The following is a 12804-nucleotide window of genomic DNA, read 5'->3' on the forward strand; positions in this document are numbered from 1 at the left end:
AAGATCGGGCCATGGCGTCCTTGCTGGGTGAAGAACCGCTGTCTTTGACGCAAGAGCTGGATCTCATCGCGTTTGGCCAGCGCCTGCGCCACCTGCGTAAACAGCGCGGCATGACCCTGTCCGACCTGGGCTCGCGCGTCAGCAGGGCGCCGAGCCAGTTGTCGCTGCTGGAGAACGGCAAGCGCGAGCCCAAGCTGTCGCTGCTCAAAGCGCTGGCGTCCGCGCTCGGCGTGCCCGTGGAGGAGCTGCTGCGCCGCCAGCCGCCCAACCGCCGCGCCCAGCTCGAGATCGCCCTGGAGGAGGCGCAGCGCGACCCCGTCTACGCCGGGCTCGGCCTGCCGCGGCTGAAGGTCTCCGCCCGCGTGCCCAACGACGTGCTGGAGCACATCCTCGGCCTGTACGGCGAGCTGCGCGCCAGGCAGGCCCGCCGAACCGCCACCCCGGAAGAGGCCAGGGCGGCCAACGCCGAGTTGCGCCGCCGCCAGCGGGAGGTGGGCAACTACTTCCCCGAGATCGAGCAGGCCGCCGCCAAGGCGCTCGACGCGGTCGGCTACCGCACCGGCGCGTTGTCCCAGAGCATGATCCAGAGCCTGGTGACGCACTTCGGCTACACCGTGCACACCGCGCAGGACCTGCCCCGCTCCGTACGCTCCATCACCGACCTGCGCAACCGCCGCATCTACGTCAAGCACGAGCAACTCGGCATGCACACCCCGCGCACGATCCTGCTCCAGACGCTGGGACACCTGGCACTCGGCCACGACAAGCCGCGCGACTTCGCCGACTTCCTGCGCCAGCGCACCGAGGCCAACTACTTCGCCGCCGCCGTCCTCGTCCCCGAACGGGCCGCCACGCTCTACCTGCAGGAGGCCAAGAGCGACCGGGCGCTGTCGGTGGAGGACCTGCGGGACGTGTTCGCGGTGTCGTATGAGATGGCCGCCCACCGCTTCACCAACCTCGCCACCCATCACCTGGGCCTCGCCTGCCACTTCGTGCGCAATGACGCCGGCGGCACCATCTACAAGGCCTATGAGAACGACGGCATCGAGTTCCCCGCCGACGAGCAGGGCGCCATCGAGGGCCAGCGGATGTGCCTGCAGTGGTCGGGGCGGCAGGTGTTCGCCTCGCCGGACCGGTTCTCCGTCTACTACCAATACTCCGACTCGCCCACCGGGACGTACTTCTGCGTCGCGCACGTGGATCCCTCGCGCGAGCGGGACTTCGCCATCACGCTGGGGGTGCCGTACAAGGAGTCGCGGTGGTTCCGCGGCCGTGAGAGCACCAACCGCACGAAGTCCAACTGTCCCAATGGCGACTGCTGCCGCCGCCCGCCCACCGAGCTGGCCGAGCGCTGGGAGGGGTACGCCTGGCCGTCGGCCCGTGCCAACTCCCACGTCCTGGCCGCGCTGCCGCCCGGGTCGTTTCCCGGGGTGGACGAGGCGGACGTGTACACCTTCCTGGAGCGCCATACGGCCGGTACATAAGTTGACATCTAGCGGGAATTGGGAGGAGTTGGGGGATTCGGGGGGAGGTGTCGCATGCTTCCAGAAGTGTCCGGATGGTTGCGGCGCCGTACTTCGTCCGCCGGGGACTGGCCGGTCCGGGACCTGGTGGCCGCCAAGGGCGACACCACCGTCAGCGTGGTGCTCCCGGCCCGCGACGAACGAGAGACCATCGGCGAGATCGTCCGCGTCATCCGGCGCGAGCTGGACGGGCTCGTCGACGAGATCGTGGTCATCGACTCACGTTCCTGCGACGACACCGCGCGGGTGGCCACGCGGGCCGGAGCCCGGGTGCACGCCCAGGACGAGATCCTGCCGGAGCTCGAGCCACTGGACGGCAAGGGCGAGGCGCTGTGGAAGTCACTGGCGGTCACCGGCGGTGACGTCGTCGTGTTCGCCGACGCCGACATCAGGGGATTCCGCTCCTCGCTGATCTGCGGGGTGCTCGGGCCGCTGCTCGCCGATCCCACCGTCGGCTACGTCAAGGGCTGCTACGACCGCCCGCTGCACGGCACGCCCAACGGCGGCGGCCGGGTCACCGAGCTCGTCGCGCGCCCGCTCATCAACCTGCACTGGCCGCTGCTGGCCGGTTTCGTGCAGCCGCTGGCCGGCGAGTACGCCGGCCGCCGCTCGGCACTCGAACGTGTCCCGTTCCTCACCGGGTACGGCGTCGAGCTGGGCCTCCTGATCGACCTGCTCGACCTGGCCGGGCTCGACGCGTTCGCGCAGGTGGACCTGGGCTCACGGGAGCACGCCCCGCAGTCGACCGAGGCGCTCGGCGGCATGGCGTGCCAGATCATGCTGGCCGCCTGGTCACGCCTGCAACGCCAGGGCAAGATCCAGGCCTTCCACGAGCCGTCGCTCGAGCTGGCACAGTTCCGGCGGGGCACGGCCGGACACGACATCCTTGACCGCGACGTCCGGATCTCCGAACGCCCACCCATGATCACCGTGACCGCCTGACCACCCCGGTCGTTCCGGAGGACGCTACCGCTGGGTAAGGTGTTACCAGTGGTAACCCCTACGGGTGAGGAGTGTGCGGCGCATGAGCGGGTTCTGTCCTGAACTCAGTGATGACGTGATCCAGGTACGTGACTGGGTGCACGAGTTCGCCCGCGACGTGATCCGCCCCGCAGGCGCCGAATGGGACGAGCGCGAGGAGACCCCCTGGCCCGTCATCCAGGAAGCCGCCAAGATCGGTCTCTACTCCCTGGACTTCTTCGCCACCCAGTGGTTCGAGGAGAGCGGGCTGGGGCTGCCCGTGGCGTTCGAGGAGATCTTCTGGGGCGACGCGGGCATCGGCCTGTCCATCGTCGGCACCGGCCTGGCCGCCGCCGCCCTGTCCTCGAACGGCACCCCCGAGCAGATGGGGGAGTGGCTGCCGCAGATGTTCGGCACCGAGGACGACGTCAAGCTGGGCGCCTTCTGCGCCTCCGAACCCGACGCCGGCTCAGACGTCGGCTCGATCCGCACCCGCGCCGTCTACGACCGGGGGGACTGGGTGCTGAACGGCGTCAAGACCTGGGCCACGAACGGCGGCATCGCCGACGTCCACGTGGTGGTGGCCTCCGTCGAGCCGTCACTCGGCACCCGCGGCCAGGCCTCCTTCGTCATCCCCCCGGGCACGCCCGGCCTGTCCATGGGCCAGAAGTTCCGCAAGCACGGCATCCGCGCCTCGCACACGGCCGAGGTGATCCTGGACGACGTCCGCGTTCCCGGCTCCTGCCTGCTCGGCGGCAAGGACAAGCTCGACGCCCGGCTGGCCCGCGTACGCAACGGCGAACGGTCCGGCGAGCAGGCCGCCATGCGGACGTTCGAGACCACCCGCCCGTCGGTCGCCGCCATGGCCGTGGGCATCGCCCGGGCGGCCTTCGAGTACGCCAGGGACTACGCCCGCGAGCGTGAACAGTTCGGCCGCAAGATCGGCGAGAACCAGGCGATCGCCTTCCTCCTCGCCGACATGGCCACCCGCGTGGACGTCGCCCGCCTCCTGACCTGGCGGGCGGCCTGGATGGCCCGCCACAGCAGGCAGTTCGAGCAGGCGGAGGGCTCGATGTCGAAGCTGGTGGCGGGGGAGACGGCGGTGTGGGTGACGGAGCAGGCGATCCAGATCCTGGGCGGCGCGGGGTATACGAGGGAGCATCCGGTGGAGCGTTTCCACCGTGACGCCAAGATCTACACGATTTTCGAGGGTACGTCGGAGATCCAGCGGTTGATCATCGGGCGTGCGGTCACCGGCCTGCAGGTTCGCTGAAAATGTCCGATCTTCGTGTGCTGCTCCTGGAGAGGGATATGCAGCCTGTTCCGCCAGTGTTCCGGCAGAGCGCCCGGTTCATGCATGTGACCGTTTCCACGCGGTAGGCCGCGCCGGCGCCCGGACGGCGCGCGTGCCGCGGCCGTGATGTTGAATGGACGCGTGGCCGACGGCAGACAATCGGCAGACCTTCCGTTATCCGCCTGCCTCCCCGGGGCTCCGGGCGAGGCTCCACCCGATCCGCCCCGGTGGGCTCCCATCGAGGAGCAGGTCGGCGACGCCGTCCGCGAGGTGCGGCGACGTCCTCGAGCGATCGTCGCGCGGGCCGCGGTCGTGGCGGTTCCCACGTTGGTGGCGCAGCTACTGCTGGCGCGGGCCACCGAGCGGCCGCTGGTCTGGCTCGGCTACCCGTTCGCGGCGGCCGACATCGCCGACTCCCTGCGCGCGACGACGATGCTCGTGGTCAACAGCGTTGCGATCGTCGTGCTCAGCGGGCTGCTCGCTCCCCACGTCACCGGATCCCGGCCGGTGGCTGGGCGACTGGGTGGACTGACGCGCCTGTGTGGGCTGACCTTCCTGCTCAGCGGTACGGCGCTGGGCCTGTGCGCCGCGATTCCGAGTTTCCAGGACGTGGACGCGCCGCTGTCGGCATGGCTGGGACCCGGCCTGCCGTTCTACCTGGCCAGCCTCATTGCGATCTCCGCAGTGGAGATTCGCTTCAGTTTCGCCGCGCCCGGCGTGACACTGAAGGGGTTGCGGGGCCGGGACGCCCTCAGGATGTCCCGGCGGCTGACGCGCGGCCTGTTCGTCAAGGTCGTGACCGTTCGGTGCCTGGCCCGGGCGCTGCTGGAGGGCTTCGGCGGGATCCTGGGGACCGCGGCCGTCGTGCTGCTGGCCGGCACGGCGCAGGTGGCCTCGCACGACCCGGGGCCGACCGGCTGGGCTGTTGTCGTCGCCGTCAAGTGGCTCGTGCTCACGTGCGTCCTGTCGATGACCTCCATGCTGGCCCTGCTGCAGTACCTGCGCCAGGACGCCCGGCTCCACGACGAGGGGGGCAATCCGTGACGAATGTTCCCGCCGGGCAGCCCATCGTGCCGATCCGGCCGCTGTCACTGCCCGACATCTGGACTGGCGCCTTCCGCCTGCTGGGACGCCATCCCCGTCCCTTTTTCGGCAGCGCGCTGGTGATCGGCGTCTCGGCCGACCTCGTGCTGTGGGCGTGGGACCGGCTGGCCGGCGTCACCCTCGAGGCCCCGGGCACCGGCCCCGCGCAGCTGGCGCAGGCGAGCGTGCTCTCGCTCCTGCTGTCGGCCGCAGTCGGGTTGCTGGCCTTCGCGCTGGCCGAGGCAGTCCAGGCGGTGCTCGTCGTCCAGGCCATCACCGGCGAGCCCGTGCGGCTTCGCTCGGCGCTGGGCCTGCTGCGCCGCCGCGTACGGCCCGTGATCGGCGTGGCGGCGGCGTTGTTCACCGGCCCGCAGATGGTGATGTTGCTGCTGGCCGTGGCCATCGCGGTGATCATGTGGCGGGCCGAGCTGATGACGGCCGTGCTCCTGTCGGGCGGGATGAGCGCCGCACTGACGGCGCTGCTGCCTCTATACCTGCTGCTGATGTTGTTCCTGGTGTTCGCGCCGGTGACGGCCGCTTTGGAACCTGTGGGGACGGGTGGCGCGCTGCGCCGATCATTCGTGCTGGCGGGCCGTCACCTGCTGCGCGTCGTCGGCGTGCTGGTGATTGCTCTGGTCACGTACGCGCTGCTCGGGGTGGCCGTGTCCTTGCCTTTGATGGTGGTGAGCGTGGCGCTGGCGGCGGCGAGCATGCGGACCGGGTCGGCGGCGCTCGCGACGGCCGCGGAGGCGTGGACCTGGGTGGTCGATGCCGTGGTGGCCGCGATGGGCGCTTGGTTCGTCGCGGCCGTCGTCCTGCTCTATCTTGACCTCCGCATACGCTACGAGGGTCTCGGAACGGAGCTCTGGCGCCGCTGGACGGCCCATGAGCAGGAGGCGGCGGGCAGCGAGGACCGGTGAGTCCGTCCCCGGGCCGGGCCTTTCGTCCCCACAATGGATGCCCACCACACCCGTGCAGGCCACGGTTACGTCAACCTCCGCACATGACTCACGAGACTAGCCTTTCATCAGTTGGGCGAGGCGGTCCCAGGCTGGGGATGAGGCTCCGGGCAGGGACTGCTCGGCCAACCGGGCGATAGCCGGGTTGTCGACGGGGCGGGACTCGGATCGGCTGTGGCGGTTGGCGAACCAGTTCCGGGTACGGTCCGCCAGGGCGGGGAGGCGGGGATCGTTCGGCGACCAGTCGTAGGCGGCGTCATGGTCAAGGCAGAGGGCGCGGAACTCGGGATCGGTCATCAGTTCGCGCTTTTCGGTGATCCACACGGCAGCGTCCTCCGGTGAGGCTGTTTGCATGAGGATCCAGCCGTCGCGTTCCAGGCGTATGTGGCGCTCACTGACGCCGAGTTCGCGCAAATCGTCGAGATAGTCGGCGACTTCCGGGGAGACGAAAAGCCGGTCGCCGCCGCGCAGCTGGGCGAGTTGATCGCGGGCTCGCCGCAGCTGCGCGATGCGGTCTTGGAGGTCGTGGTCGATCTCGGCGATGGCTGCCGTGAGCGTGTCCGGGTCGGCGTCAAGGAGGTCCTTGATGCGGGCCAGTGGCACGCCCGCATGGGCGAGGGTCCTGATCTTGACGAGGTCGATGGCGTCTTTGGCGGTGTAGCGCCGATAGCCGGACGGGTCGCGGTCGGGCTCGGCGAGCAGACCGCGCTGGTGATAGTGGCGGATGGCTTTGATGGTCACTCCGGCGTAGTCCGCGAGCCGGCCAATCGTGATCATGGTGGGCATCCTTCCACTCGGCGGTCAGGTCATGCAGGAACGGTCAGGCCCGTCGGGTCAGGCGGCCGCCGCCGTTGCGGAAGCGTGCCTGCCCGTCGCGGAGGTCGTGGTAGGAGACGAGCAGCAGTCGCAGGTATCCGTCGAACGTCTCCAGCGGGTATCCGGCGGGGGCGAATAGGCCGGGCCGGATCGGCACGTAGCGCTGCGGCGGGGCGGAGGTCGCGCCTCCGGCGAACTCGGTGAAGATCCGCTCTTGCGATTCGTCCGCCGGTTCGTAGGTCATCCGCTCCTCGAGCCGGCCTTCGACGACGCTGACGTCGATGCGGAGCTGATGGGAGCGGTAGGTGCCCACGTAGGGGGTGAGGTCGATGTCCTGCCCCACTTCGGTGACCAGAGTGGGGATCTGGACGCCGAGATGCTCGCTCAGGAGCCGCTGCAGGATCTGGTCCTGCAGCATGATCGCCCCCTGGGTATTGCCGAAGGCGGTGAAGACCAGGTCATGTTCGGGCACGACGCACAGGATGGACACCCCGCCGGGCGACGCGCCCGACATGGCCAGGACGGTCGTGTCGCCGAACGGGTACAGCACCCAGCCCAGGCCCATCGGCGGGACGTTCGGGGTGGCCATGTCGTGCGAGACCTGCTGCATCAGCGCGGTCGACTCGGCCGACAGGACGCGTGTGCCGGATGGGGACACACCGCCCGCGAGGTGGGTGCGTCCGAAGGCGAGCAGGTCGGCGACGGTGCCGATCGGCGTGCCGCCGGCCGGCCCCCAGGTGTCGGGCAGCATGAACATGCCGGTGGGCTTGGCCGTCATGGTCTCGGGGTCCAGGAAGTGGCCGACAGCGGTGCTGCGCAGGATGGCCTGCTCGGCTGAGGTGCTGGAGTCCTTCATGCCGACGGGTGCGTAGATATCGCGCTCGAGCAGGCCGGGGAAGGGTATGCCGGTCACCACTTCCAGCAGGCGGCCGGCAACGATCATGCCGCCATTGGAGTAGCTGAGCTGCTCGCCGGGTTCGAACAGGGTGCCGCAGTTGCTCGCGAGGCCGTTGACGTAGGTCTTCAGGGCGTCGCGGCCCTTGGCATCAGGGAAGAACAGGTCCGCGTCGATGCCGTTGGTGTGCGAGATCAGGTGCCGGACCAGGATCTTGTCCGCCGCGCCCGGTGCGGTCAGGGCGAATTCGGGCAGGTACGTCACCACCGGCGTGTCGAGGTCCAGGACTCCGCGCTCGACCTGCTGGAGGACCAGCGTGGTGGTCAGGACCTTGGTGACAGAGCCGAAGAGGAATCCGGTGTCTTCCAGCATCGGTGCGCCGGTGGCGACGTTCGCGGTGCCATGGGCGACGACGATCTGCTGGCCGGCGTGGTAGACGCCGGCGACGAACCCGGGGACGTTGTCGGCCTCGCAGGAGGCCGCGACCTGCTCGCGGATCTGGGCTTCGACTGTGTGCAGTGCGTTGTCGTTCATGCGCATCATCGTCGAACCTTGACCTTAGGGCAGGGTCAAGCCCTGAAACAAAGAAAGCCGGTGAGCATCCCCGCCCTCAGATGCGCGAGCGATCAATGATCGTGTGTTTGGGCAGTCCGGCCGTAGAGCTTGCGATGCGCGAAGCTGTCGGCGCGGTGGGCCTGACCGTGCCCGTGCCGGCGTCAGGCCAGCGGCTTGACCCAGCGGGACCACTGGGACTGGGGAGCGTACCCGGCGGCGGACCAGGCTGGGTGGGCGAGCGTGTTGGCGTCCAGGACCATGGCATCGGCACGGAAGGCGCCGAACGCGGCGAAGCGAGCCTCGGCGGCGGCCAGCAGTGTCGAGGCGATGCCTTCACGGCGGTGGCCGGGGTGGACGGCCAGGCGGTACAGGTGAGCCCGCCATCCGTCCCAGCCTGCGACAAGCGTCCCGACCAGCTCGCGCTCGAGCTCTGCGATCAGGAGGGCCTCCGGGTCACGCTCGATGAGCGCCATCACTTTGTCGGCCGAGTCATGGCGGTCGGTGCCCTCGGCAGCCAACAACCAAAAATCAACAACGGCGTCCACATCGCCCGGTCCGCCGAAACGGACGTTGACCTCCCCCATGCGGGGAAAGTAGCACATTGAGCATCCCCGGCTGCTGCTGGACCTGCTGGGCAGCATCCAGCGGGCCGGCTCACGGGCCGTCCCGCCCATGGCGAACGCTTCCCGATGAGTCATGAGGAAGCGCTGCGTACCGACTGGCCCAGTGAGATCGACCGCTGGCCGGCCTGGTCCACCATGCTTGCGGCGACGATCGCGAGCATGGCTGGAGTTGAGGTGATCAATGGCATGGGTGCCGCGTCACCTACGCGCGCTACGGACGGTCAGGCGGCCGTAGGGGAGCTCTCCGGTGATGTGGACGTGCAGCTTGCCTGGACGTTGCCGGCCCGCGGCCTTGCAGGCCACCCGGCCCCATTCGGTGCGCACCCCGTCGGCGTTCGCGCTCGCGCCGGCGGGCAGGATGATCGTGGCACCGCCGTAGGCGAGCCAGAGCTCGATGTCGATCCGCGCATGCGGGATGTGGGCCCGGGACAGGTCGAGCCGCACTCTGCCGTACTCGGATTCGATGCGCAGCCTGCGCGGGACGTGCCAGTCGCCCGCCCGCGTGATGCGTCCGCCGGTGGACGCGAGCTGGACCACCTCGTCCGGCAGGTCGGCGACGACCGGCTCCAGCTCGTGGGAGGAGGTGGCGGTGAGCGCCACTTCAAGCCGCTGCTCCAGCTCGGCGGGGCTGAGCCGGCCGTCCGCGTACGCCTGCTGGACCAGCTCCACCGCCCTGTCACGCTCTCCGTCGGAGACGTGTGCCATCGCCTGGTTCATTGACTGACGGCCCTCTTGTACAGCCGCGTGGCCAGTGGCACGAACACGGCCAGGAGCACGACCGACCACAGGAACGACACCGGCACCGCATGTTGCAGCGGCCAGGCGCTGGGTGCGGGGATGGCCGGGCTGGTGTTGCCGAACAGTTCGCGTGCGGCCTGGATGAGTGTGGAGACGGGGTTCCATTCGGCGATCGGCTTGAGCGGTCCAGGCAGCCGCGCGCTGTCGACGAAGGCGTTGGACAGGAAGACCAGCGGGAACGACATGATGGTCGCGACGTTGTTGAACACCTCGGGCGTGCGCAGGGCCAGCGCGACCGTGGCCGTCACCCAGGAGAAGGCGTACGCGAACAGCAGCAGCATCAGGAACCCGAGGGCGGCCTCGAACGGCGAGCTGTGGATGCGCCACCCGACGAGCAGCCCGACGAGCGCCATCGTGACGATGCTGGTCAGATTCATGATCACGTCGCTGACGGTCTGGCCGGTGAGCACCGCGGAAGGGGACATCGGCAACGTCCGGAACCGGTCGAAGATGCCCTTCTGCAGGTCCTGCGTCAGCGTGTAGCCGGTGATCTGCCCGCTCGAGGTGATCGTCATGACGAAGATCCCGGGGAGCAGGTATTCCGCGTACGACATGCCGGGCACGTTGATCATGCTGCCGAAGACGTAGGTGAACAGCAGCACGAACACGATCGGGAGGATGACCACGCCGCCCAGCAGGTCGGGAGCTCTGCGGATCTTCAGGGCGTTGCGCTTGGCGATCGTCATGCCGTCGGCGACGGCCAGCTGCAGGGTGTTCATCGGACGCTCTCCTTGGTCTTCTCGTCGGCCTGGTGTCCCGTGAGGCTCAGGAACACGTCGTCCAGGGTCGGCCGGCGCAGGCCGGCATCGCGTACGGTGATCCGCTCGGCGGCCAGGTGGCCGAGCGCCTGGGTCAGTGCGGCCGCACCGCCGGCCACCGGGATCGTCACCCGCAGGGCGGCGGCGTCGATCTGCATGTCCCCGAGGGCCAGCGGCGCCAGCGTTCTGGCGGCGCTCTCCAGGTTCGCCGCGTTCGTCACCGACAGCTCGATCCGATCGCCGCCGACCTGGTCCTTCAGCTCGTCGGCGGTGCCTAGCGCGATCACGCGCCCGTGGTCGACCACCGCGATGCGGTCGGCGAGCTGGTCGGCCTCCTCCATGTACTGGGTGGTGAGCAGCACCGTCGTGCCCGCCGCGACGAGCCCGGCGATGACGTCCCACAGGCCCGCCCGGGCCCGCGGGTCGAGACCCGTCGTGGGCTCGTCGAGGAACAGCACCGGTGGGCTGGCGACCAGCGCGCCGGCCAGGTCGAGGCGGCGTCGCATGCCGCCGGAGTACCCCTGCACGGGGCGGTCGGCCGCGTCCGTCAGGTCGAAGCGCTCCAGCAGCTCGCGGGCGCGCTGCCGGCTGCGCTTGACGCCCAGGTGGTAGAGGCGGCCGACCATCTCCAGGTTCTCGGCGCCGGTGAGATGGTCGTCCACGGCCGCGTACTGGCCGGACGCGCCGATGTGGGCGCGCAGCCGTGGCGCGTCGCGTACGACATCTAATCCGGTCACCGTGGCGTGCCCGGCGTCCGGCTTCAGCAGCGTGGTCAGGATCCGCACGGTGGTGGTCTTGCCGGCTCCGTTCGGGCCGAGCAGCCCGAACACCGTCCCCTCGGGAACGGTCAGGTCCATACCGTCGAGGGCGGTCACGGCGCCGTACTTCTTGACCAAACCCTCGGCCACGATCGCGTCAGGCATGAGAACTCCTCGGTTGTCAGGAACGGTGGATGACGATGTCGCCGTGAGTGGTGTGGGCCCGCACCTCGACGACCTGGTCTGTGTGGGCGGGGACGTCGCTGGGGTCGAGGGAGACGTCCACGGTGCCGTACTTGGAGCTCACGTCCAGCCAGGCGGCGGTGCCGTCCCGGATCCCGAGATCCAGGCCGCCACCGGTGGTCTCCATGACGATCGAGCCGGACACCACCTCGCCGATCTCCACGCTGGCGTACGCGGTCTTGGCGGCGACGCCGGCCAGGGCGCGGCCCACGGTGATGTCGCCGTGGGCGCTGTTCAGCCGCAGCTCGCCGGTCACCTCGCGGAGGCGGACGTCGCCGTGGGAGGTCTTGACCGCGGCGGTGCCGTTGATCTCGCCGATGTGGATGCCGCCGTGGGTCGTGGTGACCTCGGCGTGTCCGATCGCGCGGGTGACCGAGATGTCGCCGTAGGTGCTCTTCAGCCGTAGCCGGCCGGCTTGCTCGACCCGGATGTCGCCGTGGGAGGTGGTGATCGTCACCTCGCCGAGCGGTCCCCGGCACAGGACGGTCGCCGCCGACTTGGCGTCGAGGCGGGAGCCGGCCGGCAGGTCGATCGTCACGTCGACCGAGCCCGGGCCGTGGAGCAGCGAACGTGCCCAGCTCGCGGGCGACTCGACGAGTTTGTCGAACGAAAGGCCCCAGCCGGAGGTCAGGCCGGCATGCTCCTGGTCGGTCCGTACCAGGAGCCTGCCGTCGGCGTACTCGACCTCGGTGTGCTCGGCGGCCTGCACGTCGGCGTCGTTGAGCCCGTCGCTCGGGCGGACTTCGACGACGGTGTCGGTGCGGTCGCTCGCGTTGATCCGGATGGTGGCGGTCGCCATGTCGATGATGGCGACGATGGGTTCGGGGGTGTCGAAGGTCGGCACTGCGGTCCCCTTGTCGTGGGTTGGCATGGTCATCAGCGCACCCAGCCGCTGTAGCGGTTGCCGGTCTGCTGGGCCGGGCGCCGGCCGGAGCGGCGGCCGGCGTCACCGGGATCGAGTGCGGCGGAGACGGCGCGGACCAGCCAGGCGTTGACCGACAGCCCGTCCCGGGTGGCCGCCTCCTCGATGCGGGGCTTGAGGTGCTCGGGGACCCGGAGCGAGATCCGGGACGTGCCGCCCTCGTCGGCGTCGGGGGGCGGCGGCGGGGCAGGCGGCCTCCCGGCCTGCCCTATCTCGCCTTCCTCCTCGAACGAGCGGGCGCTCGGCGGTGGTGTCACGACGAAGGCGGGGTCGCGCCCGCGCAGGCGCACCTCGACCGAGCCCGGTGCGAGGTCCTGGGTGATCTCGTCCGCGGCGGCTGACAGAGCCTCCAGCAGGGCGAGCCGGGTGGCCGACTCGAGCGTCGCGGCGAGACGTTCCGCCAGCGCACGAGTTTCCTCGCCGCCCGCCCCGGCAGCGATCGCGAGTTCGCGGCGGAGGTGATCGACATACGGCGCAAGGTCCATGACGTCATAGTGGCATCACTATGGCGTCATGACAACTGCTGTTTCCTGGCCACTATGACGTCATGGAGACGCCACGAGCTTCGCAGGCGTCTGGGGTGCTGCGCATGGAGCCTTTGCGTGAGACCGGCCAGG

Annotated in this window: 13 protein-coding genes; 5 read left to right on the forward strand and 8 right to left on the reverse strand. The window is 69.7% G+C overall.

Features of this window, described 5'->3' with window-relative positions; genetic code table 11:
* Positions 1–11: 11 nt before the first annotated feature.
* The 5 genes from EDD27_RS13105 (at position 12) to EDD27_RS13125 (ending at position 5780) form a co-directional block, all read left to right on the forward strand.
* Positions 12–1484 (forward strand): helix-turn-helix transcriptional regulator, encoded by a 1473-nt coding sequence (locus tag EDD27_RS13105; RefSeq protein WP_421915172.1) that lies wholly within the window; start codon positions 12–14, stop codon positions 1482–1484.
* A 54-nt stretch (positions 1485–1538) separates the two neighbouring features.
* Entirely contained in the window at positions 1539–2465 is a 927-nt protein-coding gene (locus tag EDD27_RS13110; protein ID WP_127932683.1) for a glucosyl-3-phosphoglycerate synthase, read from the forward strand.
* 82 nt (positions 2466–2547) lie between these two features.
* A complete protein-coding gene (locus tag EDD27_RS13115; protein ID WP_127932684.1) occupies positions 2548–3756 on the forward strand; it encodes an acyl-CoA dehydrogenase family protein in 1209 nt (402 codons plus the stop codon).
* Positions 3757–4047: 291 nt separating this feature from the next.
* On the forward strand, positions 4048–4821 hold the full coding sequence (locus EDD27_RS13120) for a hypothetical protein (protein ID WP_127932685.1): 774 nt from the start codon (positions 4048–4050) through the stop codon (positions 4819–4821).
* Positions 4818–5780, forward strand: a complete 963-nt coding sequence (locus EDD27_RS13125) for a DUF7847 domain-containing protein (protein ID WP_127932686.1) — start codon at positions 4818–4820, stop codon at positions 5778–5780. The genes EDD27_RS13120 and EDD27_RS13125 overlap by 4 nt, the downstream gene beginning before the upstream one ends.
* A gap of 96 nt (positions 5781–5876) precedes the next feature.
* Here the strand turns inward: EDD27_RS13125 and EDD27_RS13130 are convergent, their stop codons facing one another.
* From EDD27_RS13130 to EDD27_RS13165, 8 genes are all read right to left on the reverse strand, one after another.
* Positions 5877–6596 carry a MerR family transcriptional regulator gene (locus tag EDD27_RS13130; protein ID WP_164903600.1) on the reverse strand — a complete coding sequence of 240 codons (720 nt, stop codon included), beginning with the start codon at positions 6594–6596 and terminating at the stop codon, positions 5877–5879.
* Positions 6597–6639: 43 nt separating this feature from the next.
* Entirely contained in the window at positions 6640–8064 is a 1425-nt protein-coding gene (locus tag EDD27_RS13135; protein WP_206641379.1) for a serine hydrolase domain-containing protein, read from the reverse strand.
* Between the two features lie 182 nt (positions 8065–8246).
* Positions 8247–8783: a GNAT family N-acetyltransferase gene (locus EDD27_RS13140; protein WP_241564006.1), complete on the reverse strand. Its 537-nt coding sequence runs from the start codon at positions 8781–8783 to the stop codon at positions 8247–8249.
* A gap of 123 nt (positions 8784–8906) precedes the next feature.
* The gene (locus tag EDD27_RS13145) at positions 8907–9413 is read right to left on the reverse strand and encodes a DUF1707 SHOCT-like domain-containing protein (RefSeq protein ID WP_241564007.1); all 507 of its coding nucleotides are present in this window, start codon (positions 9411–9413) and stop codon (positions 8907–8909) included.
* A gap of 8 nt (positions 9414–9421) precedes the next feature.
* Positions 9422–10225 (reverse strand): ABC transporter permease, encoded by an 804-nt coding sequence (locus EDD27_RS13150; RefSeq protein WP_127932690.1) that lies wholly within the window; start codon positions 10223–10225, stop codon positions 9422–9424.
* Positions 10222–11187, reverse strand: a complete 966-nt coding sequence (locus EDD27_RS13155; protein WP_127932691.1) for an ATP-binding cassette domain-containing protein — start codon at positions 11185–11187, stop codon at positions 10222–10224. The genes EDD27_RS13150 and EDD27_RS13155 overlap by 4 nt, the downstream gene beginning before the upstream one ends.
* A gap of 16 nt (positions 11188–11203) precedes the next feature.
* The gene (locus tag EDD27_RS13160; RefSeq protein WP_241564008.1) at positions 11204–12142 is read right to left on the reverse strand and encodes a DUF4097 family beta strand repeat-containing protein; all 939 of its coding nucleotides are present in this window, start codon (positions 12140–12142) and stop codon (positions 11204–11206) included.
* Positions 12142–12672, reverse strand: coding sequence for a hypothetical protein (locus tag EDD27_RS13165; protein ID WP_127932692.1), 531 nt, complete (start codon positions 12670–12672; stop codon positions 12142–12144). The genes EDD27_RS13160 and EDD27_RS13165 overlap by 1 nt, the downstream gene beginning before the upstream one ends.
* Positions 12673–12804: the final 132 nt, after the last annotated feature.

Source organism: Nonomuraea polychroma, assembly GCF_004011505.1.
Taxonomy (GTDB): domain Bacteria; phylum Actinomycetota; class Actinomycetes; order Streptosporangiales; family Streptosporangiaceae; genus Nonomuraea; species Nonomuraea polychroma.

What these genes read in the sequence shown, in the direction of transcription:
- EDD27_RS13105 (WP_421915172.1), top strand. Translation starts at nt 12, where the DNA reads ATGGCGTCCTTGCTGGGTGAAGAACCGCTGTCTTTGACGCAAGAGCTG.
- EDD27_RS13110 (WP_127932683.1), top strand. Translation starts at nt 1,539, where the DNA reads ATGCTTCCAGAAGTGTCCGGATGGTTGCGGCGCCGTACTTCGTCCGCC.
- EDD27_RS13115 (WP_127932684.1), top strand. Translation starts at nt 2,548, where the DNA reads ATGAGCGGGTTCTGTCCTGAACTCAGTGATGACGTGATCCAGGTACGT.
- EDD27_RS13130 (WP_164903600.1), bottom strand. Translation starts at nt 6,596, where the DNA reads ATGATCACGATTGGCCGGCTCGCGGACTACGCCGGAGTGACCATCAAA.
- EDD27_RS13135 (WP_206641379.1), bottom strand. Translation starts at nt 8,064, where the DNA reads ATGAACGACAACGCACTGCACACAGTCGAAGCCCAGATCCGCGAGCAG.
- EDD27_RS13140 (WP_241564006.1), bottom strand. Translation starts at nt 8,783, where the DNA reads ATGACTCATCGGGAAGCGTTCGCCATGGGCGGGACGGCCCGTGAGCCG.
- EDD27_RS13145 (WP_241564007.1), bottom strand. Translation starts at nt 9,413, where the DNA reads ATGGCACACGTCTCCGACGGAGAGCGTGACAGGGCGGTGGAGCTGGTC.
- EDD27_RS13150 (WP_127932690.1), bottom strand. Translation starts at nt 10,225, where the DNA reads ATGAACACCCTGCAGCTGGCCGTCGCCGACGGCATGACGATCGCCAAG.
- EDD27_RS13155 (WP_127932691.1), bottom strand. Translation starts at nt 11,187, where the DNA reads ATGCCTGACGCGATCGTGGCCGAGGGTTTGGTCAAGAAGTACGGCGCC.
- EDD27_RS13160 (WP_241564008.1), bottom strand. Translation starts at nt 12,142, where the DNA reads ATGACCATGCCAACCCACGACAAGGGGACCGCAGTGCCGACCTTCGAC.
- EDD27_RS13165 (WP_127932692.1), bottom strand. Translation starts at nt 12,672, where the DNA reads ATGGACCTTGCGCCGTATGTCGATCACCTCCGCCGCGAACTCGCGATC.